This window comes from Nonomuraea sp. NPDC001636 (assembly GCF_040298265.1).
Lineage (GTDB): Bacteria > Actinomycetota > Actinomycetes > Streptosporangiales > Streptosporangiaceae > Nonomuraea.
In genome coordinates this window covers 171,256-191,260 of record NZ_JBEOZT010000003.1, presented here as the reverse complement: position 1 = coordinate 191,260, position 20,005 = coordinate 171,256, and the positions used below count along the sequence as shown (strand labels likewise).

Sequence of the window (20,005 nt, the reverse complement as noted above, 5' to 3'; positions counted from 1 at the left end):
ACCTGTGACGAATGACATGAAGACCAAGGGCAACGGGCTGGTGTTGCTGGCGGTGCTCGGCGGGATGTTCCTGGCGATGCTCGACCAGACGATCGTCGGCACCGCGCTGCCCCGCATCACCGGCGAGCTGGGCGGCACCCGCCTCTACACCTGGGTGGTCACGGCCTATCTGCTCACCTCCACCGTGACCGTGCCGCTGTACGGCCGGCTCTCCGACCAGCACGGCAGGAAGCCGCTGCTGCTCGTCGGGATGTCGGTGTTCGTCGTCGGATCGGCGCTGTGCGGGCTCGCCCAGGACATGACCCAGCTGATCGCCTTCCGCGCCGTGCAGGGGCTGGGCGCGGGCGCGTTGTTGCCGCTGTCGCTGGCCCTGGTGATGGAGATGTTCCCGCCCGGACGCAACGGCGCCCGCGTGCAGGGCGCGCTCGGCGGCGTGATGGCGTTGACGTACCTGGCCGGGCCCTTCCTGGGCGGGTTGTTCACCGACCACGCGAGCTGGCGGTGGGCCTTCTACGTGAACGTGCCGCTCGGGATCGTGCTGATCGCGATCGTGGTGCTGCGGCTGCCGTTCCGTCCGGGCACCGGCGGCGGGGGCCGGCCGGACTACGCGGGCATCGCGGTGTTCAGCGTCGCCATCAGCGCCCTGCTGCTCGGCCTGACCGAGAAGGGCCTGGACGGCAACTCCTGGACCTCCCCGTCCGTGGCCGGGCCGATCCTGCTGGCGCTGGTCCTGCTGGCCGCGTTCGTGCTGGTCGAGCTGCGGGCGGCGAACCCGGTCATGCCGATGCACCTGTTCCGGGACCGCACGTACACGCTGGTCAACGCGACCTCCTTCTTCACCGCCTTCTGCATGTACGCCGGCGTGGTGTTCCTGCCGCGCTACTTCCAGCAGGCGCTGGGCGTCAGCGCCACCGAGTCCGGGCTGAGGATCTACCCGATGACGCTGGCCATGGTGGCGGGCAGCGCGCTCATGGGCACGCTGATGTCCAGGACGCGCACGTACAAGCCGTGGCTGGTCGGGGCGCCGTTCCTGCTGGTGGCCGGCAGCCTGCTCTGCCTGAACCTCACCGTGCGCACCGACGGCCTGCTGCTGGCCGGATGGATGGCGCTGCTCGGGCTCGGCATGGGGCCGATGTTGTCGGGGCTGACCGTGGCCGTGCAGCAGGCCGTCCCGCCGCGGTACATCGGCACGGCCTCGGCCAACCTCACCTTCTTCCGGCAGATCGGCGGCTCGGTGGCGCTGGCGCTGGCCGGCACCGCGTACACGTCGGTCATCACCACGGACGCGCCCGTCCACGGGCTCGCGGCGGCGCACGCCTCGGCGGCGGCCGTGGTCATCCCGTCGCTGGGCGTGGCGGGCGCGGTGATCGCCCTGGTCGCGCTGGTCATGATGCCCGGCAGGCGGCTGGCGCAGGCGCCCGCGGCGGAAAACAGAGTGGAGGCCGGTTTCGCGTCGTAAGCGACGTCGTGCGAAGCTGTGGATGTCCCCAGAACCAGGAGGTCCTCATGGCGGAAACACCGGAGCCGGAAGTCAGCGAGACTCCCGAGGACGAGATGAAGCGCAAGTTCCGCGAGGCGTTGGAACGCAAGCGCGGGCAGCAGGCCGACTCGGCCGCGGGTGGCAGGGGCGTGGACCCGTCGAAGATCCACGGGGCGCACGGTCCGGCCGCGAGTAAAAGATCCTTCAGGCGCAAGAGCGGCGGCTGAAAGGCCCGATTTAGCAGGGGGTGCGGCATGCCGCGCCCCCTTTCTCTTTACCTCGATAGGTAGATCTTTACCCGGTTCATGACGATTCGTTTGTATTTGTCCGAATCTCTGGGTACGGTCTTAACCAATTACCAGCTGGTGGCGTAGTCCCTACCAGGAGAGGGACGACAGCTGGCGCCGAATCCCGACGTGTCGGGAACCGGGGACCCATCTCATTGGGGTGAATCCGGCCATGTGCCGGTAGGGCATCTCCACGCCCGAACCCGTCAGCTAACCCGGTAGGCGAGATGGAGAGGACTTCACGCATGTACCACCTCGTCGTACCCCCGGACAGTGTAGTGACGACCGCCTGCTGAGCGGTCTCTTCCCTGACTTCCCCCACGCGCCGCGTAACCACCTTTTCGGCGCTCTGCCCGGTTACGCACCGTAGTCACGCGCGTTCCCCCTGTCCCCTCGCGAAGGACTTCACTGCTTCATGTCTCGATTTGGCCTGCGCTCTCTCGCCCTGCTGTCCGTGTCCGCCATGGGCGCGCTGACGATCTGCGCCACCGGCGCCCACGCCGACACCGGCGACGACCAGAAGATCCTGCTCAAGGGTTCCACGAAGGCCTCGTACTTCTGGGACGACTCCTCCGGCCGGGCCGGCGACACCGGTCTGCCCGCCAGCGGCAAGCCCATGCAGAAGGGCCTGGCCGCCAGCCCGAGCTGGCCCCTCATGACCGAGGGTTACGTGACCTACAACGGCAAGAAGATGCCGTTCTTCGTGGGCGACCGCGGCCCCGGCGAGCCCTCCAGCCGTGGCGTCATGCTCGACCTCGACGCCAAGACCTTCGCCGAGCTGACCGGCGGCACCTTCAACCCCGACACGCTCGGCGTGGACGGCAACGGCGGCCAGGGCCACATCAAGATCGACTACGTCATCACCAAGTGGGGCGACGGCAAGGGCAAGAAGAACTACCCCGTGGCCTTCTCCACCGGCGCGTGGGGCAGGTACGACGACAACCCGGCCGAGCCCCCCAAGGTGCTGGCCGACAAGCCCGCCGACGACGCGGCCGGTTCCGCCGGCGGCCAGGTCGGGAAGACCGTCGCGATGGGCGGCACCGTCATGGCCGGCGTGCTCGTGCTGGCCGGCGGCGGCGTGGTGCTCGGCGGCGAGCGCCTGCGCAAGCTCCTCAACGACTGATCCCCGGACAGACCGCTCTTTACGCCTCGCGACCAGAATGACATTCTGGTCGCTGTGATCCAGCGCGCAGCCGCCAACGGCATCGAGATAGCCTACGAGAGCTTCGGCTCACCCGCGGGCAGGCCCCTGCTGCTCATCATGGGGCTCGGCGCCCAGCTCATCCACTGGGACGACGAGTTCTGCGGACTCCTGGCCGAGCAGGGCCACCACGTCGTCAGGTTCGACAACCGCGACGCGGGCCTGTCCACCCATCTCCACGACGAGGGCGTGCCCGCATGGGGTGCGCCCTCGCCGTACGTGCTGGACGACCTGGCCGACGACAGCGCCGGGCTCATGGACGTCCTGGGCCTGCCCGCCGCGCACGTCGTCGGCGCCTCGATGGGCGGGATGATCGCCCAGGCGCTGGCCATCCGGCACCCCGCCCGCGTGCTGAGCCTGACCTCGATCATGTCCACGCCCAGCCCGCAGGCGGCCCCGCCGACCGATGCGGCCGCCGCGGTGCTCTTCGCCAAGCCCGCGACCGACCGCGAGGGGGTCGTCGCCGGCGCGCTGACGACCTGGGCCGTGCTCGGGTCCCCCGGCTGGGAGCTGGACCGCGAACGCGTCACCAGGCTGGCCGGGCTCGCCTTCGACCGCTGCCACGACCCGGCCGGCACGGCCCGCCAGCTCGCCGCCATCATGGCCTCCGGCGACCGCACGTCCGCGCTGGGCGGGCTGAAGGTGCCCGCGCTGGTCATCCACGGCGAGGACGACCAGCTCGTGCCGCTCGCCGGCGGCCGGGCCACGGCCGCCGCCATCCCGGGCGCCCGCCTGGTCACCTACCCCGGCATGGGCCACGACCTGCCCCGCGCCCTGTGGCCCGCGATCGTCGCCGAGATCACCGCCCTCACCGGCTCCGCGACGCCCGCCCGGCCCGAGCCCGCCGCGTGACCCGCCACGTGACCCGCTACGTGACCCGCCGCGGAGCCTTGCCGCGCGGGCCGGTCAGAGCTCCAGCTTCTCCTCGATGACCTTGAGCATGTGCCGGGCCAGGGCCAGGTTGGCCCGGTTGCGGTCGAGGGCGAGGTAGAGGAACAGGCCCTTGCCGCTGCGGCCGGTCAGCGGGCGGATGATGTGGTACTGGGCGGTCAGCGTGATCAGGATGTCCTCGATGCCGTCCTTGAGGCCCAGCGAGTCCATCGTGCGCAGTTTGGCCTTGATGACCTCGGTGTTGCCCGCCGCCGCGACCTGCAGGTCCAGCTCCTTCGAGCCGCCGAGCGTGCCGAGCGCCATGCCGCTGCCGTGGTCGACGATCGCCGCCCCGATCGTGCCGTCGATGCTCATCATCTCTTTGAGGGAGACGTCCATGCCTGCCATGCTTTCCTCCGCTTCGGTGGGGATGGTCAGTGCTTGCGTGCCACGGCGGCCACGGAGGCCGCCGTCTTCCTGCCCTCCAGCCGGAGGAGCCCGACGTTGGCGCCGGGTCCCGCCAGAACCGTGAGGACGATCGTGGGGCCCGCGGCGTAGAAGGCCACGAACCCGGCGGTGCCGGACACGAGGGTCTCCTCGAACGTCCCGCGGCCCGCCATGGTCAGCATCCGGCCGCTCATCGCGAGCAGCGCCGCCGACAGCGCCGCCACCTGCTCGCCGGTGTCTCCTTGCAGGTCGCAGGCGATCCGCAGGCCGTCGACGGTGCACGCGACGCTGCCGGTGACGTCCGGCGTGCGGCCGCGCAGGAGCTCCATCTCCGCCAGGACCTCTTGCCGTAGCTCCACGGGTGGCCTCCTCCTGCGTCGTGAGGGAAACCTCACGGCATCTCCTCCAGCGCCTTCTTCAGCCGCAGCAGCAGCGTCAGATCGGTCGGGTCGCCCGTCGGCACCGGCCCGGCGGCCCCCGCCCGCCCGTTCCCGGCGGGAACGGCCACCGCGCCGGCCACCGCGCCGGCCACCGCGCCGGCCACCGCGCCCGGCACCCGCTTGGGCAGCGCCTCCCCGTCGTCCGGACGGCGTTGCGCGGGCCGTACCGGGTCCGGCGGGACGAGGAGACCGGCGGCGGCCAGCCTCCTGACGGCCAGCAGCACCGAGTAGCCCGACCGGCCCAGCTGCCGGGCCAGCTCCAGCGGGGTCGCCTTGTGGTCGGCCCGTACGACGACCTCCCACTGCACCTGGCTGAGCGCCACCCCGTGGCCGGGCAGGCGCGGGACCGGCCGCACGGGCTGGGTGTCCACCTCCGGCGAGGGCCAGATGCCGGCCAGCTGCTCCCGGCGGCGGGCGGACTCCCGCACCAGCTCCTGGACGTCGAAGAACCACTGCCCGCCCAGCCAGTGCTCCTCGCCGGGCCGGAACTTCGGCCGCACGCCGGTCACCGGCAGCAGGAAGAAGGCGGCGTCCTGGACCACGCCGAGCACGGCGTACTGCAGCTCGGCCAGGGTGACCGGGCCGTCCTGGAGCAGCCGGGCGCGGCCGCCGTCGGCCTGCAGGGCGCGCAGGGCCGGCTCCGGCACCCGCCCCCTGGCCGCGAACAGCCGCTCGACGCCCGGCGTCTGGGCGCACTCCATGTACGTCACGCGCCCGTCCGACAGGTAGATCGTGCCGTTCCGGCCCACGCGGAGCGCCCCCGTCGCGCGTTCGCGGGCGAGTCCGGCGAGGAGTGAGTCGAGCGCGGCCATGGCTCAGGTGGTCAGCAGGTCGGAGATGGCCCGCAGGCGGTACCGGGCCAGGGCCAGGTTCGACCGTTCCGGGTCGAGACGGACGTAGATGACCAGCGGCCCCTCGAAGACCGTCTCCAGCAGCCGGAGCAGGTGGTGCCCCCGGTCGGTGGTGACGAGCATGTCGTCGATGCGCACGATCTCGCCGGGACACGTCCGGGTCAGCCCGTCGGTGGTGGCGCGCAGCGCCTCGGTCAGCGCCGCGGCGGACCTGTCGGCGTCCACGCCGGACGCGCTGCTGAAGGCGACCGCCATGCCGCTCGTGCCGTCGACCAGCATGGCGTCGAGCGCGCCCGGTATCGACATGACCTCCGCCAGGCAGGTGTCCACTCCCAGCACCGCGAGCCTCCCTCCGTCGTGGGACGGGGAAAGCGTAGGGGGCCACAAGAGACCAGAAGGCAGGCGATTTACCGAGGGATACGTTTTTATACGGCCAGGACGAAGAAAATCATCACTCGTGCGGAAATATGATCAATTCACGAGATTTTTTCACGATGGCGGAGAATTTCGTGCACGTTGTCCTCGGCCCACCGCGCGACCACCGAGATCGGCGCGTGCAGCGAGCGGCCGAGGTCGGTCAGCGCGTACTCCACCCGCGGCGGCACCTCGGCGAAGACCTCGCGGGTGATCAGCCCGTCCAGCTCCATGGCCCGCAACGTCTGCGTGAGCACCTTCGGCGTCACCCCGCCGATCCGCCCGCGCAGCACGGTGAAGCGCATCGGCCCGTCGCTGAGGCTGAGCAGCACCAGCACCGACCACTTGTCGCCGATCCGGTCGAGGACCAGCCGGGTCGGGCAGTTCGGGTCGAAGGCATCACCGGTATCCATAAGGTACTTATAGCACGATGAAGTAACCAGTATCCATTGGATACTGTGCTGCACATGAAGATCCTCGTGTTCGGCGCGACCGGAATGATCGGTCAGCGCATCGTCACCGAACTCACCGACCGCGGCCACGACGTCACCGGTGTCAGCCGCCGCGGTCCCGTCAAGGGCGACATCCACGACGCCGCCACGCTCGCCGAGGGCTACGACGCGGTCGTCTGCGCCATCGCCCCGCCGCGTGACGGCACCGAGCCCGAGCCGCCGTTCCTGGCCGCCAACCGCGCCCTCATCGACGGCCTGCGCGCCGCCGGGGTGAGCCGGGTGCTGGTCGTGGGCGGCGCGGGCAGCCTCAAGGCCGGCCCGGACGTCGACCTGGTCGACACGCCCGGCTTCCCGGAGATCTACAAGAAGGAGGCCAGGGCCGCGCGGGCCGCGCTCGCGCTCTACCGGGAGGTGACCGACCTCGACTGGACCTACGTCTCGCCGGCCGCCGAGATCGCGCCCGGCGAGCGCACCGGCGTCTACCGGATCGGCCGCGACGACCTGCTCACCGACGCCGACGGCCGCAGCTTCATCACCGCCGAGGACTACGCGGTGGCGATCGCCGACGAGCTGGAGGAGCACGCCCACCCGCGCACCCGCATCACGGTCGCCTACTGATCGTCCTCGTCCGGGTCGTCGGGCAGCAGCGCCTTCTCGTCGGGCTTGTGCACCAGCACGTTGTCCACGTACGACTTCACCGCCGTGGCCAGCCCGACGTCGCCGCCCGCCGCCTCCGACAGGTACCAGCGGTGGTCGAGTATCTCGTGGAAGAGCTGCGCGGGCTCCAGCTTGCCGCGCAGCTCGGCGGGGATGCCGTCGACCGTCGGGTGGAACACCTCGGCGAGCCAGCGGTGGGCGACGATGGCCTCGTCCTCGTGGCGCAGGCCCTTGGCGACCCGGTAGCCGTCCAGGTCGTTGAGCAGCCGCCGCGCCTGGTTCTCCTCCACGTCGAGCCCGGTCAGCCTGATCAGCCGGCGCTGGTGGTGGCCGGCGTCCACCACCTTCGGCCGGACGATCAGGCGGCCGGTGCCGACCTTGCGCCGCACCATCATCTCGGCGACGTCGAAGCCGAGCAGGTTCAGGCGGCGGATGCGCTGCTCCACGCGGTGCCAGTCGACCTCGTCGATGATCTCGCTGTCGGTGATCTCGGCCCACAGGCGGTGGTAGCGGGTGACGATGTCCTCGGCGGTCTCCATGGGGTCGATCGACGGGTGCAGCAGCCCGCCGGCCTCCAGGTCGAGCATCTCGCCGAAGATGTTGGTGTGGGCGACGTCGATGTCGGTCAGCCGCTGGCCCTCGCTGATCATCGGGTGCATCTCGCCGGTCTCGGCGTCCACCAGGTAGGCGGCGAAGGCGCCGGCGTCCCGGCGAAAGAGCGTGTTGGACAGCGAGCAGTCGCCCCAGTAGAAGCCGTTCAGGTGCAGGCGCACCAGCAGCACGGCGAGCGCGTCGAGCAGGCGGGTGAGCGTGTCGGGGCGCAGGGTGCCGGACATCACGGCCCGGTAGGGGAGCGAGAACTGCAGGTGCCGGGTGATCAGCGCGGCGTCCAGGCCCTCGTCGCGGCCGGTCACGTACGCCACGGGCTCGACGGCCGGGGCGTCCAGCCTGGCCAGGTCCCACAGGAGCTGGTACTCGCGCCTGGCGTACCGCTCGCTGATCTCCTTGATCGCGTAGACCTTGCCGGAGAGCCGGGCGAACCGCACGACGTGGCGGGAGATGCCGCGCGGCAGATCGACCAGATGATGCTTGGGCCAGTCGGCCAGCGGGACGTCCCAGGGGAGCCGGATGAGGTCGGGGTCGCCTAGCGCGCCAGTGATCTGCAGGGGCATGAACGTCAGGATATGGTGCGTAGGTGGACGAGTTTCTCAACTGGTACTTTTCCGACCGTCCCGTCGTCGCCAGCCAATTGGGAGCCGACGGCTACGACCACACCCTCGGCGATTTCACCGCCTCCGCCTGGGAGAACAGAGCCCGGGAAGAGCTCCGCTGGATCGACCGCCTCTCCGACGCCCCGGCCGACTCGCTCGACGACGCCATCGACAGGGACCTGGTCCTGTCCCAGCTGAGGGGCTCTGTCGCGCTCGAATCCTGGCCCGAGTGGCGGCGCAACCCGGGCCTGTACCTCTCGGCCGTCTTCGGGTCGCTGTTCAACGCCTTCCAGCAGCGGCTCAAGCCGGAGCCCGAACTGGTCGCCGCCGCGATCTCCCGCCTGGCCGAGGTGCCCGGCGTGCTGGCCGCGTGCCAGGCCAACCTGGACCCCGACCTCGCCGCGCCGCTGCTGGTCACGCGCGGGCTCAACCAGGCCCGTACGGGCCGCAACTTCCTCACCCGCACGCTCCCCGCGATGGTCGGCGACGAGACGCTGCGCGCCCGGCTGGCCGAGGCCGCCGGACCCGCCGCCGACGCGTTCGACGCGCTGGTGTCCTTCCTCGAAGGCTTCCAGTGCGGCGGCACCTGGCGGATGGGGGAGAAGCTCTACTCCACCCTGCTGCGCGAGCGCGAGATGCTCACGTACGGCGCCGCCGAGCTGCACCAGAAGGGCAGGGCCGCCTGGGCCGACCTGGACGCCCGGATGCGCCGGGTCGCCCTCGGCATGACCGGCGCCGAGGACTGGCGGGCCGCCATGGAGTCCCTCATGGACGACCACCCGCCGACCTTGGCGGACATGCGGGCCGAGTACGAGGCCGAGACCCGGCGGGCCCGCGAGTTCGTCCGCGAGCGCGGGCTGGTCACCTTCCCCGAGGGGGAGGAGTGCGAGGTCCTGCCCTCGGCCGAGTACGCCCGCCCGGTGCTGTACGTCGCCCACTACCTGGCGCCGCCGCCGCTCAGCAGCTCGCGCACGGGCATCTTCTTCGTCCCCTACACCCCCGACGACTTCACCGAGGAGCAGGTACGCCAGCGCCTGCGCACCAACGCGCGCGCCCAGATGCCCTCGATCGCCGTGCACGAGGCCTATCCCGGGCATCACTGGCACCTGTCGTACATGGCGGACAACCCGCGTACGGTCCGCAAGGTCTTCAGGACGCCGTACTTCACCGAGGGCTGGGCCCTGTACGTCGAGAAGGTGCTGCACGAGCAGGGCTACTTCGACACTCCCGCCACCGAGCTGGCCCACCTGGACTTCCGCCTCTTCCGCGCCGCCCGGATCATCGTGGACACCGCGCTGCACTGCGAGGACATGTCGATCGAGGAGGCCGAGACGTTCATGGCCACCAAGGCGTCGCTGTCGCCCGGCACCGCCCGGGGCGAGGTGAACCGCTACTGCGCCTGGCCGACGCAGGCGCCGTCGTACCTGACGGGGGCCATCGAGATCGACCGCATCCGGGAGTCGTTCACCGGGTCGCTGCGCGAGTTCCACGACCGGATCGCCGGCTCCGGCGGCCTGCCGCTGGGCCTGGCCGAACAGGCCGCCCTGGCCTGACCGGCCCGATCGCGCTCCCCGGGCTAGCTCGGGCGGCGCGGGAACGCCGGCGGGTTGGCCGCGCGGTCCACGACGGCGGCGAGCTGCTCGTCGCTCAGGACCGCCGGCCTGCCCACGGCCAGCCCGCGCACGTAGACCTCGCACAGCCACTCCAGCAGGCGGGTGGCCTCGAACGCCTGCTCCATCGTCGCCCCGATGGTCACCCCGCCGTGGTTGGCCATCAGGGCGGCCTGCTTGCCCGCCAGCGCCGCCCGCACGTTGGCGGCCAGCTCGGGCGTGCCGTAGGTCGCGTACTCCGCCACCTTGACCACGCCACCCAGCAGCAGCGCGTTGTAGTGGATTGGCGGCAGCTCGGTCATCGTCGTGGCCACGACCGTCCCGAACACCGAATGCGTGTGCACGATCGCCTGGGTGCCCGTCGCCTGGTAGACGGCCAGGTGCATGGGGGTCTCCGACGACGGCTGCAGCTCGCCCTCGACCAGGTGACCCTCCAGGTCCACGATCGGGCACGCCTCCGGGGTCAGCCGGTCGAGCGCCACGCCGGACGGGGTGACCGCCACCTGGTCGCCCCGGCGCACGCTCAGGTTGCCCGAGGTGCCGATGACCAGGCCCAGCTCGACGGCGCGCCTGCCGTACTCGCACAACTGCTCGCGGAGGCTCATGGGTGGGCAGAGTAGTCGGTCGTCCGAAATACTTCCAGCGCCTGCCGTTGTCAGAGGCGGTCGAGCGCCTGGAGCATGAGCCGTTCCAGGTCGACGCGGGTGAGCCGGCCCGGGTAGAGGAGCAGGTGCAGGCTGAGGCCGTCGACCAGGGCGAGCAGGTGCTCGGCGAGGTCGTCGAGGCTGCCGTCCGCGCGCACCTCGCCGGCCGCGCGGGCCTGGCCCAGCAGCTCCCGTACGGCGGCGCGCAGCTCGTCGGCCTCGGCCCGCTGGACCTCCGCCAGCCGTTCCGAGGCCAGGCTGCGGCTCCAGAAGCTGACCTCCAGCCGGCTCTCCTGGGTGCGCTCGGCGTCCAGCGGCAGGTTGTCCAGCAGCAGCTCGCGCAGGGCGGCCAGGCCGGTGACGCCCTCGACCTTGCGCGTCAGCCGCTCCCTGATGCGCTGGTGCGACTGGCTCAGCGCCGACAGCAGGATCTCGTCCTTGTCGGCGAAGTAGTGCGCGAGCACGCCGTTGGAGTAGCCGGCCTCCTTGGCGATGGCCCTGGTGGTGGCGGCGTCGATGCCGTCCCTGACGATCACCCTGCGGGCCGCCGACAGGACCTCGGCCCTGCGCTCATCGTGATCGACGATCTTCGGCATCGGGATCCCCCTCTTCTCGCGGCGACTCCCACCATATTGACTTTTTATTCGGACGTCTGTCTATTTAGTCCATGACCGTCGCCACGGTCGGCGTGCACATCGTCGACATCCTCGCCAGGCCCGTCGAGCGCATCCCCGAGGGCCAGGACACCGTACTCGTCGAGCAGATCCGCCTCACCGCCGCCGGCGCCGCCGCCGGAACGGCCGTGGACCTGGTCAAACTCGGCAACGACGTGATCACCATGGGCGCGATCGGGGACGACGAGCTCGGCGACTTCCTGCTGGCCGTCCTCACCAAACGCGGTGTGGACGCCTCCCGCCTGGTCCGCAGGGCCGGCGAGCAGACCGCCGCCTCGATCCTGCCCATCCGCCCCGACGGCGGCCGGCCCAGCTTCCACGTGCCCGGCGCCAACCTCGGCGTCACCCTCGCCGACCTGGACCCCGACGTCCTGCGCCGCGCCCGGGCGATCCACCTGGGCGGCATGGACGTCACCTTCGGCCTGGGCGACCCCGCCTTCTTCGCCCTCCTCGACGAGGTGCGCGCGGCCGGCACGATCGTCACGATGGACCTGCTGTCGGAGCTGCCCGACCTGCTGGCGATGGCCCGCGCGTTCCTGCCCCACGTGGACTACGTGCTGCCCAACGAGTCGCAGGCGCTGCTCATGACCGGCGACCCCGACGTGGCCACCGCCGCCGCGACCCTGCTCGCCGACGGCCCGAAGGGCGTGCTGGTCACCCTCGGCGCGGCCGGCAGCCTCGTGCTGACCTCCGGCGGCGGGCCCGAGCGGGTGCCGGCGCTGGAGACGGAGGTCGCCGACACGACCGGGTGCGGCGACGCGTACTGCGCCGGCTTCCTGACCGGCCTGCTGCACGGCCGCGACGTCGTCGAGGCCGCCCGCTGGGGCACCGCCGCGGCGGCCCGCGTGGCCACCGGGCTCGGCTCCGACGCCGGCCTCACCGACCTCGAATCCACCCTAAGGACTCTCGCATGACTGACGCCGAACTCCGCGAGCGCGCGCTGAAGGTCGTCCCCGGCGGCATGTACGGGCACCTCAACGCGGCCATCTTCGCCCCCGGCTACCCCCAGTTCTTCCAGCGCGGCGAGGGCTGCCGCCAGTGGGACGTGGACGGCCGCGAGTACATCGACCTCATGTGCAGCTGGGGACCGGTCGTGCTCGGGCACCGGCACCCGCGCGTGGAGGAGGCCGCCGCCCGGCAGCTCGCGCTCGGCGACTGCCTCAACGGCCCCGGGCCGATCATGGTCGAGCTGGCCGAGCTGCTGGTCGACACCGTGCCGAGCGCCGACTGGGCGATGTTCTCCAAGAACGGCACCGACGCCACCACCCAGGCGCTCATGGTCGCCCGCGCCGCCACCGGACGCACGAAGGTGCTGATGGCGCACGGCGCGTACCACGGCGCCGACCCCTGGTGCACGCCCTCGACCGCCGGCACCACCCCGAACGAGCGCGCCGACCTGGTCGAGTTCACCTACAACTCGCTGGAGTCCCTGGAGGCCGCCGCCGCCACCGTCGAGGGCGATGTCGCGGCGATCATCTGCACCCCCTTCAAGCACGACTCCTTCGAGGACCAGGAGCTGGTCGAGCCCGCCTTCGCGCGCGGCGCCCGCGCCCTGGCCGACCGCATCGGGGCGGCCCTGGTGATCGACGACGTGCGGGCCGGGTTCCGGATCGACCTGCGGGGCTCGTGGGAGCCGTACGGGGTGCGTCCCGACCTGACCGCCTGGTCCAAGGCCATGGCCAACGGCTACCCGATCGCCGCCGTCACCGGCACCGACGCCCTGCGCGGCGCCGCCCAGACGCTCTACACGACCGGCTCCTTCTGGTTCTCGGCCGTGGCGATGGCCGCCGCCAAGGCCACCATCGAGACCCTGCGCGACACGGACGGCATCGCCGCCATGGAACGCGCCGGCACCCAGCTCAGGGAGGGCCTGTACGCCCAGGCCAAGTCCCACGGCTTCGTCGTGAACCAGACCGGCCCGGTGACCATCCCGTGGCTCAGCTTCGACGGCGACGCCGACCTGTCTACGGCCCTGTACTGGAGTGACGCCTGCCTGCGGCACGGGGTGTACCTGCACCCGTGGCACAACTGGTTCATGTCGGCGGCCCTGACGGAGCAGGACGTGGCCCGCGCCCTGGAAGCCACCGACCAGGCCTTCACCGAAACCCGCACCCACTTCAGCTGACCCTCACCCGAACGGCCCACCCGTTCGCCCGGTCACCGGGTGGGCCTGCGGAACCCCGCCCCGAACGGCGCTTTCGGCTCTCATGGTGGGTCACCAGAGGTGAGCCTCGGGAGTCCCGCTGCGAACGGCTCTCTGACCTCTCGAGCGCTCCCATGGCGCCCGTTCGGCCCCGCGCTTCCCCACCCCCAGCAGCGTCGCATCCGGCTCGCAGCCCCGGGACGAGCGCTCCTCTCTGGACGATGGTCACACTACGCGCTCGCCGTGTGACAATAAGTGTCATGCCGTCCCCCCGACATGACGCTCTCAGACAGATGTTCGCCGACCGGCCTCAAGTGGCGGTGGAGATCCTGCGTGACCTGATGGGCGTCGACCTGCCCTCCACCTCGCTGGTCCGGCAGGAGGACCGCCTGTTCAACACCCGGCCTTCCGACGACATCGAGCCGGACCTCGGCATCGTGCTTGGCCCGCCTCAGAGCCCCGCGCACGCCATCATCGTGGAGATCCAGCAGGACAAGTCCAAAGACCCCCGGCACCTGGCCCGTTACGCCGCCGCGCAGTGGCTGATGCTGCGCTGCGACGTGACAGTCCTGGTCGTCTGTCCAGACCGGGGAGCGGCCGCCTACTACTCCCAGCCGATCGACACCGGGCTTACCGGCTACCGCCTCCAGGCGTACGTGCTGGGCCCGGACGACATACCGGCGATCACCGACCCCCAAGAGGCCGCCGCCCACCTCGAACTCGCGGTCATGTCCGTCATGATTCACGGGCGTGAGCGGAAGGTCATCGAGGCGTTCACGACGGCGCTGGCGGAAACCGTCGGCGATCACGCTCCGAAGTACAGTGAATACGCATGCAGTATGTGCGCACCCGAGGTCAAACGCATCTTGGAGGAGATCATGGCGTCCACCGACTGGGCGGGCCACAGCCGCTTCGCCCACCAACACTTCGGCAGGGGCCACGCAGTGGGCCACGCAATGGGCCACGCGGAGGGCAGTCACGAGACCGCACGGAGAATCGTGCTGTATCTGCTGGACGCGCGTGGACTCGATGTCCCCGAGGACGTTCGCGCGCGCGTCGATGCCTGTACCGACGTCGACCTGCTCATGCACTGGACCGTTCGCGCGAGCAGTGTTCAGTCCGCCCGCGACCTGTTCGACGATTCGGACGGCTGACGCACTTGGCGCCGGGTACTCAGGTGCACCCGGTCCAGGTTCTGATCGTCCTGTCTGCTGGTTCACGGCAATCGGCGTTCGAGAGGAGACCATGACGTCCATCAACTGGCCGGTGTTCCGCCCTTCCGTTCGCGAGGCGTACAAGCAGCGCCGCACGGTGGCTGACTGGGCGCCCGAATGGATGCTCGGCTTGCTGGCCTTCATGGCGGGTTACAAGGAGGGCTACGGAGAGAACTACAAGGAGGAATACGAGGATCGCGCTCGGCTGGCGGGCATGAAATGTGTGCTCAAGTGCCTGCTGACCGAGCGGGGGATCGAGGTGCCGGACGACGTCCGTGAGCGGATCGATGCCTGTACCGAGGTCGACCACCTCGTGGCCTGGACCGTCCGCGCGAACGCCGGCCGATCTCTCCAGCAGGTCTTCTCCTGACGACCGGGATCACGGCCGGGCGACGGGCGGCGGCGTGATCCTGTAGAGCCCGGAGCCGGAGCCGTCGCCAGAGCCGGAGGCGGGGAGGGCCAGGACGAGGGCGGTCGCCGGGAACAGCGGGGACGGCAGCCCGTCGTAGGGGAACCACTGCCATGAGCGGAAGACGTGCGGCTCGGTCACCGCCGGAGCGTCGGCGCCCCGGAGCATGGTGACCGCCGCCGTCACCCGTACGGCTCCCTCCGGGTGGTCCAGGGCCACGCCGGTGACGACCGGCGGTCCGGCGTCGCGGATGCCGGTCTCCTCGGCCAGTTCGCGGACGGCCGCCGCCTCGAAGGTCTCGCCCGGCTCCACCGCCCCGCCGGGCAGGCACCACGACAGCGGCTCGCCCGCCTTGACCCGCTCGCCGAGCAGCACGCGCCCGTCCGGGTCCGTGAGCAGCACGCCGACGCCTACGATGCGATTCACCGTCAAAACCGACTCCTCCCGCCAAGAGCTGTAATGCTGCCAAAAATCCGGACATGGGGTGAGTGTTGTTGATGCTCACGTAAGGAGACCGGATGGGAGCCGATCCCGAGAGCCGGTTCGAGGAGATCTATGCGTTCTCCTACAGACCCCTGCTCGGCTACGCGCTGCGCCGCTGCCCCGACCCCGACGACGCGGCCGACGTGGTGGCCGAGACGTTCATGATCGCGTGGCGGCGCATCGAGGAGGTGCCGGGCGGGGAGGAGGCCCGGCTCTGGCTGTACGGCGTGGCCAGGAAGGTGCTGGCCAACCACCGGCGCGGTGAGCGCCGCCACGAGCGGCGCACCGAGGCGTTACGCGCGGAACTGGCCGCCGCGCCCGTGGTCGCCGGGCCGTCCGTCGAGGACCTGTCGCCGCTGGCCCGGGCGTTCAAGACGCTCTCCGACGACGACCGGGAACTGCTCGCCCTGGTCGCCTGGGAGAAGCTGGACACGGGCCAGATCGCCACCGCCCTCGGCATCACCCGCAACGCCGTACGGGTCCGCCTGTACCGGGCCCGCCGGCGCTTCGCCCGCCGCCTGGCCGAGGCCGGGGTCGAGCGCACCCAGGCCGTCGCCCTCGAAGGGAGCCCGCTGTGAACATCCTCGATCCAGCGAGCGGGCACGACAGGGAGCCCGTTGCGGACGCCGCCGATCCCGCGAGCGGGCGTGACAAGGAGTCCGTTGTGAACGTCGCCGATCCCGCGCGCAGGCGCGGCAAGGAGCTCGTTGTGAACATCGCCGATCTCGCCCGGGTGCGCGACGAGGAACTGGCGGGCGTGCCCGCCGGGCAGGCGTCCGGCGCGGGGGCGCGGGCGCTCATGAAGTCGATCACGTCCGAGCCGATCACCGCGGAGGAGGGCGGGCCCGTCGCGCGCCCGCGCCGCAGGGCGCCGCGCAAGATGTTCCTGCTGGGGGCGGTGGCGGCCGGGCTGGCCGCGGTGCTCGCCGTCACGCTGCCGATCTTCGGCCCGGTCACCGAGTACGCCAACGCCGCCGTCACCGTCAAGACCGGCGACGACTACATCGACGTCGTCATCACCGACCCCGAGGCGGAGGCGGCGGCCTACACCGAGGCGTTCAGGGCCGTCGGCCTGGACGCCACGGTGAAGAAGATCCCGGTCGCGCCCGAGTACGCGGGCATGCTGTTCGGCCCCGCCACCCCCGGGAACTTCCCGCCGGGCACCGGCGTGACCGTTCGCAGCGCCGAGAGTTGCGCGTCGGTCTGGTGCGGGACGATCTCCATGCCGACCGGGTACAAGGGCAAGGTCGTCATCGGCATCGGCCGCCCGGCCGAGCCCGGCGAGCGGTATGCCGCGATGGCGCCGAGCACGGTGGGCTTGGCCGCCGACGGGGTGGAGGGCGTCAAGCTCGTGGGCAAGCCCGTCTCGCACGCCCGGGCCGAGCTGTCGCGCCGCGGCCTCAAGATCGAGTACGTGGTGATGTGGTCGAACCCCGACGGCAGCGGCAGCGGTTACGACGTGGCCGCGGAGCACGTCAAGGACGGCTGGATCGTCGACAGCGTGATCAAGGTCGCCTCGGACACGGTCCAGGTGACCGCCGTGGCCTCCGCCGACGTCCCCAAGGACTCCCTTCCGCGGGCCGACCGGCCACAGGACGGCTGGACCGGTCCCTGAGTCCGCGAACCCCGGCACCGGCCCCGCAGGCGCCTAAGCGTCTTCGGGAGGTGCCGGGGTTCCCCCGTCCGTCCGGGCCGCGGATTCCGCGGCCGCCCACGCGAAAATGCCCTTCGCCATCAATGACTGTTCACCGGCCGCCCGGGCGGCGAAAACCCGGGCCCTGACCCGATGCACACCCGCATCGTCAGGAGCGGCCAGCGCGGCCATTTCCGCGAGATGTCCGGCGAGCCGCTCGTCGCCCTCGGAAAGGGCTTCGACTGCCGCGTCGGCGAGCGCGTGCGGCCCGCCCGCGAGTTCCGCCACGGATTTGGCCAGCACCGCTTCGGGGGCCGGTTTGAGATTGGCCGGATTGCCGTCGTACCAGCCGCCGTAAAGGCGCCAGAGATTGCGTACGACGAATTCCGGTTCGTCATAGCGGGCTCGCAGATAGGGCCGGTCGGAATGGCGCTCGGAAGGTTTCACCGAATGCACGATCTCGTCGAGCCTGGCGCCCGCGTTGAGCAGGTCGAGCGTCTGCGTGATGATCGACTCCAGCCATTCGGCCGTCTCCAGCAGCGCCTGCCGCACGCGGTCGGCGCCGAAGATCGGCGCGCCGTGGCTGGGCAGCATGATCTCGGCGTCGAGGCCCGCCATCCGGCGCAGCGCGTGCACCCACTCGCGCGGGTAGCGCTGCACCTTCTGGGGGTTGCCGCAGTTGGGGGTCACCCAGATGAACAGGTCGCCGGGCAGCAGCAGCCGGTGCTCGCGCACGTAGCCGACGGTGGCGTCGTCGGTCTCGCCCTTGGCGTGCAGCAGGTCGAAGGTCAGCCCGCCGCGCCGTACGGTCAGCGCGTCGGTGTAGGTGACGTCGGGCCGCCGGTAGTCGGCGGGCCAGCGCAGGCGGGTGTTCTGGAACTGCCGCTGGTTGATCACCGTGTTGTAACCATTTGTCAGCAGGTAGCGGTCGAACCGATCGATCACCGCCTGATGGGCGTAAACCGTGGCCCGAGGGCCCGACTCCTCGAACGGTCCCGTGCCGAAGACGTGGTCGATGTGCCCGTGTGAGTAGAACGCGGTGGTCAGCGGCGCCCGGGACCAGCGCCGGACGTCCTCGTGCAGGCGGGCGGCGGCCCACGGCCCGCCGGTGTCGAAGAGCAGCAGCTCGCCCTCGGTCTCGAAGGCGATCGCGTTGCCGAACCCGGCCCACCAGCCCACGCCTTCCGTCACGGTCTGGACGCCCTTGCCCTCCATGCCGGTGTCCACGATGCTGTCGTCAGACTCGCCGCGCCACACCCGGTCCGCGTACTCGATAATCATGTGACCCACCCTGCTTCTAGAACGTCGTTCTAGGCAAGGGATCACGGCAAGGTCACGTCTCGATTGCGCCCCCTTGACGCGTGTCGGCGGGCGTTCGTACGTTCGGGCAAACGTTTAGGAAACTTTCCTAACTGAATCCTCTTCGGGAGCCCCCCATGACCCACCCGGGCGAGATCACTCGGCGTCAGCTGCTCCGCCGCATCGGCCTGACCGCGCTCGTGGCCGGGCCCGGCGCGAGCCTGCTGAGCGCCTGCGCGACCAGCGGCGGTGGCGGTGACCAGCCCTCGGCGGCGCCCGCCACGTCGATCGCGGCGTCGGCGGACCCCAAGAACCCCTTCGGCGTCGACGTCAAGAAGCCGCTCGAAGTGGTCATCTTCAGCGGCGGCTACGGCGACTCCTACGCCAAGGACCTGCACGAAGAGCTGTACAAGAAGGCCCACGCCGGCGTCACGGTCAAGCACACCGCCACCCAGCAGATCGGCACCCAGCTCCGGCCGCGCATCGTCGGCAACGACATGCCCGACGTGATCAACAACTCCGGCCCGGAGGCGCTCGACCTGGCCGCGCTGGCCGCCGAGGGCCACCTGACCGACCTGACCCCGCTCTACGACGCGCCCTCCTTCGACGACCCGTCCAAGAAGGTCCGCGACACGATCACGCCGCTCGTGCTGCAGAACGGCAAGCTCGACGGCAAGGACCTGGTGCTCAACTACACCGTCTCCCACCGGGCGCTGTGGTACAACGCCAAGCTGTTCGCCGCCAGGGGCTGGAGCGTGCCGAAGACCTGGGCCGAGTTCACCGCGCTCGGCGAGACGGCCAAGAAGGAAGGCATCGCGCTCTTCGCCTATCCCGGCAAGAAGGGCCCGTACTACCAGCTCTGGAACGTCCTCTACACGGCTGCCAAGATCGGCGGCAACCAGGTCATCATCGACATCGACAACCTCGTCGACAACGCCTGGAAGAGCGAGGCGGTCAAGCAGGCGGTCACCGCCTGGCTGGACGTCCAGCAGAAGTACGGCGACAAGGCGTACCTGGGCCTCGACCACACCCAGACCCAGGTCAAGCAGTTGCAGAACAAGGTGCTGTTCTACCCGTGCGGCTCCTGGCTCGAGAACGAGATGACCAAGGACATCCCGCTCGACTTCGAGTACGCCCTGGCCCCCATCCCCGACGTCACCGCCTCCGACAAGATGCCGTACGGCGCGATCCAGGTCGGCGTGGGCGAGAACTTCGTCGTCGCGGCGAAGGGCAAGAACCCGCAGGGCGGCCTGGAGTACCTGCGGATCATGTTGTCGAAGGAGGGCGCGGCGGGCTTCACCAAGAAGACCAACAACCTCACGGTGGTGACCGGCGCCGCCGACAGCTCCGAGTTCCCGCCCGGCCTGGTCAGCGCCGCCAAGGCGCAGGAGGCGGCCGGCGAGAACATCATCACCGACGCCCGGTTCGAGGGCTGGTACAAGGAGCTGTTCGACTACGGCTGGGAGCAGACCAATGTCCTGATGTCCGGCCGTATCACCCCCGACGAGTTCTGCGAGCGCATGCAGAAGAAGGCCGACGACGTCAAGAAGGACGACTCCGTCACCAAGCAGACGCGGAGCGCCTGA

General features: G+C 70.6%; 23 protein-coding genes and 1 riboswitch. Of the genes, 13 read left to right on the top strand and 10 right to left on the bottom strand.

What is annotated here, in order from left to right:
- The first annotated feature begins 4 nt into the window (after window positions 1-4).
- From ABT158_RS07930 to ABT158_RS07915, 4 genes are all read left to right on the top strand, one after another.
- Window positions 5-1,459, top strand: a complete 1,455-nt coding sequence (locus tag ABT158_RS07930) for an MDR family MFS transporter (RefSeq protein ID WP_352352021.1) — start codon at window positions 5-7, stop codon at window positions 1,457-1,459.
- Window positions 1,460-1,506: 47 nt separating this feature from the next.
- Window positions 1,507-1,707 carry a DUF5302 domain-containing protein gene (locus tag ABT158_RS07925; protein ID WP_352323331.1) on the top strand — a complete coding sequence of 67 codons (201 nt, stop codon included), beginning with the start codon at window positions 1,507-1,509 and terminating at the stop codon, window positions 1,705-1,707.
- A gap of 165 nt (window positions 1,708-1,872) precedes the next feature.
- A riboswitch (cyclic di-AMP (ydaO/yuaA leader) is annotated at window positions 1,873-2,007 on the top strand.
- A 175-nt stretch (window positions 2,008-2,182) separates the two neighbouring features.
- The gene (locus tag ABT158_RS51285) at window positions 2,183-2,890 is read left to right on the top strand and encodes a hypothetical protein (protein WP_502911491.1); all 708 of its coding nucleotides are present in this window, start codon (window positions 2,183-2,185) and stop codon (window positions 2,888-2,890) included.
- A gap of 54 nt (window positions 2,891-2,944) precedes the next feature.
- The gene (locus tag ABT158_RS07915; RefSeq protein ID WP_352352020.1) at window positions 2,945-3,820 is read left to right on the top strand and encodes an alpha/beta fold hydrolase; all 876 of its coding nucleotides are present in this window, start codon (window positions 2,945-2,947) and stop codon (window positions 3,818-3,820) included.
- Window positions 3,821-3,874: 54 nt separating this feature from the next.
- Here ABT158_RS07915 and ABT158_RS07910 read toward each other — a convergent pair whose 3' ends face one another.
- From ABT158_RS07910 to ABT158_RS07890, 5 genes are all read right to left on the bottom strand, one after another.
- Window positions 3,875-4,246, bottom strand: a complete 372-nt coding sequence (locus ABT158_RS07910) for a hypothetical protein (protein ID WP_352352019.1) — start codon at window positions 4,244-4,246, stop codon at window positions 3,875-3,877.
- Between the two features lie 26 nt (window positions 4,247-4,272).
- Window positions 4,273-4,644 (bottom strand): roadblock/LC7 domain-containing protein, encoded by a 372-nt coding sequence (locus tag ABT158_RS07905; RefSeq protein WP_352323334.1) that lies wholly within the window; start codon window positions 4,642-4,644, stop codon window positions 4,273-4,275.
- Between the two features lie 32 nt (window positions 4,645-4,676).
- Complete coding sequence (locus tag ABT158_RS07900) at window positions 4,677-5,537, bottom strand: DUF4388 domain-containing protein (RefSeq protein ID WP_352352018.1); 861 nt, start codon at window positions 5,535-5,537, stop codon at window positions 4,677-4,679.
- A 3-nt stretch (window positions 5,538-5,540) separates the two neighbouring features.
- Entirely contained in the window at window positions 5,541-5,915 is a 375-nt protein-coding gene (locus ABT158_RS07895) for a roadblock/LC7 domain-containing protein (protein ID WP_352352017.1), read from the bottom strand.
- A 137-nt stretch (window positions 5,916-6,052) separates the two neighbouring features.
- On the bottom strand, window positions 6,053-6,403 hold the full coding sequence (locus tag ABT158_RS07890) for a winged helix-turn-helix transcriptional regulator (protein ID WP_352352016.1): 351 nt from the start codon (window positions 6,401-6,403) through the stop codon (window positions 6,053-6,055).
- A gap of 54 nt (window positions 6,404-6,457) precedes the next feature.
- Here ABT158_RS07890 and ABT158_RS07885 point away from each other — a divergent pair, with 54 nt between their 5' ends.
- Window positions 6,458-7,060 (top strand): NAD(P)-dependent oxidoreductase, encoded by a 603-nt coding sequence (locus ABT158_RS07885; protein WP_352352015.1) that lies wholly within the window; start codon window positions 6,458-6,460, stop codon window positions 7,058-7,060.
- Here the strand turns inward: ABT158_RS07885 and ABT158_RS07880 are convergent.
- A complete protein-coding gene (locus ABT158_RS07880) occupies window positions 7,054-8,271 on the bottom strand; it encodes a DUF4032 domain-containing protein (protein WP_352352014.1) in 1,218 nt (405 codons plus the stop codon). The two genes, ABT158_RS07885 and ABT158_RS07880, sit on opposite strands and share 7 nt — an antisense overlap.
- 23 nt (window positions 8,272-8,294) lie before the next feature.
- Here ABT158_RS07880 and ABT158_RS07875 point away from each other — a divergent pair, with 23 nt between their 5' ends.
- The gene (locus tag ABT158_RS07875; RefSeq protein WP_352352013.1) at window positions 8,295-9,863 is read left to right on the top strand and encodes a DUF885 domain-containing protein; all 1,569 of its coding nucleotides are present in this window, start codon (window positions 8,295-8,297) and stop codon (window positions 9,861-9,863) included.
- 23 nt (window positions 9,864-9,886) lie between these two features.
- Here the strand turns inward: ABT158_RS07875 and ABT158_RS07870 are convergent, their stop codons facing one another.
- Both ABT158_RS07870 and ABT158_RS07865 read right to left on the bottom strand, forming a co-directional pair.
- Window positions 9,887-10,525 (bottom strand): class II aldolase/adducin family protein, encoded by a 639-nt coding sequence (locus ABT158_RS07870; RefSeq protein ID WP_352352012.1) that lies wholly within the window; start codon window positions 10,523-10,525, stop codon window positions 9,887-9,889.
- A gap of 50 nt (window positions 10,526-10,575) precedes the next feature.
- Entirely contained in the window at window positions 10,576-11,160 is a 585-nt protein-coding gene (locus tag ABT158_RS07865) for a TetR/AcrR family transcriptional regulator (protein WP_352352011.1), read from the bottom strand.
- Between the two features lie 71 nt (window positions 11,161-11,231).
- On the opposite strand from ABT158_RS07865, the gene ABT158_RS07860 reads away from it, so the two are divergent.
- From ABT158_RS07860 to ABT158_RS07845, 4 genes are all read left to right on the top strand, one after another.
- Window positions 11,232-12,152, top strand: a complete 921-nt coding sequence (locus ABT158_RS07860) for a carbohydrate kinase family protein (protein WP_352352010.1) — start codon at window positions 11,232-11,234, stop codon at window positions 12,150-12,152.
- Window positions 12,149-13,363, top strand: coding sequence for an aminotransferase class III-fold pyridoxal phosphate-dependent enzyme (locus ABT158_RS07855; RefSeq protein WP_352352009.1), 1,215 nt, complete (start codon window positions 12,149-12,151; stop codon window positions 13,361-13,363). Before ABT158_RS07860 ends, ABT158_RS07855 begins: the two co-directional genes overlap by 4 nt.
- A gap of 311 nt (window positions 13,364-13,674) precedes the next feature.
- Window positions 13,675-14,535, top strand: a complete 861-nt coding sequence (locus ABT158_RS07850; RefSeq protein ID WP_352352008.1) for a hypothetical protein — start codon at window positions 13,675-13,677, stop codon at window positions 14,533-14,535.
- A gap of 91 nt (window positions 14,536-14,626) precedes the next feature.
- On the top strand, window positions 14,627-14,965 hold the full coding sequence (locus ABT158_RS07845; protein ID WP_352352007.1) for a hypothetical protein: 339 nt from the start codon (window positions 14,627-14,629) through the stop codon (window positions 14,963-14,965).
- 9 nt (window positions 14,966-14,974) lie between these two features.
- Here the strand turns inward: ABT158_RS07845 and ABT158_RS07840 are convergent, their stop codons facing one another.
- Entirely contained in the window at window positions 14,975-15,430 is a 456-nt protein-coding gene (locus ABT158_RS07840; protein ID WP_352352006.1) for a nucleotide triphosphate diphosphatase NUDT15, read from the bottom strand.
- A 92-nt stretch (window positions 15,431-15,522) separates the two neighbouring features.
- On the opposite strand from ABT158_RS07840, the gene ABT158_RS07835 reads away from it, so the two are divergent.
- Window positions 15,523-16,065 carry an RNA polymerase sigma factor gene (locus tag ABT158_RS07835; protein WP_352352005.1) on the top strand — a complete coding sequence of 181 codons (543 nt, stop codon included), beginning with the start codon at window positions 15,523-15,525 and terminating at the stop codon, window positions 16,063-16,065.
- Window positions 16,062-17,102 (top strand): hypothetical protein, encoded by a 1,041-nt coding sequence (locus ABT158_RS07830; protein ID WP_352352004.1) that lies wholly within the window; start codon window positions 16,062-16,064, stop codon window positions 17,100-17,102. Before ABT158_RS07835 ends, ABT158_RS07830 begins: the two co-directional genes overlap by 4 nt.
- A 33-nt stretch (window positions 17,103-17,135) precedes the next feature.
- Here the strand turns inward: ABT158_RS07830 and ABT158_RS07825 are convergent, their stop codons facing one another.
- Window positions 17,136-18,347, bottom strand: a complete 1,212-nt coding sequence (locus ABT158_RS07825) for an alkyl sulfatase dimerization domain-containing protein (RefSeq protein WP_352352003.1) — start codon at window positions 18,345-18,347, stop codon at window positions 17,136-17,138.
- 209 nt (window positions 18,348-18,556) lie between these two features.
- Here ABT158_RS07825 and ngcE point away from each other — a divergent pair, with 209 nt between their 5' ends.
- Window positions 18,557-20,005 (top strand): N-acetylglucosamine/diacetylchitobiose ABC transporter substrate-binding protein, encoded by a 1,449-nt coding sequence (ngcE, locus tag ABT158_RS07820; RefSeq protein WP_352352002.1) that lies wholly within the window; start codon window positions 18,557-18,559, stop codon window positions 20,003-20,005.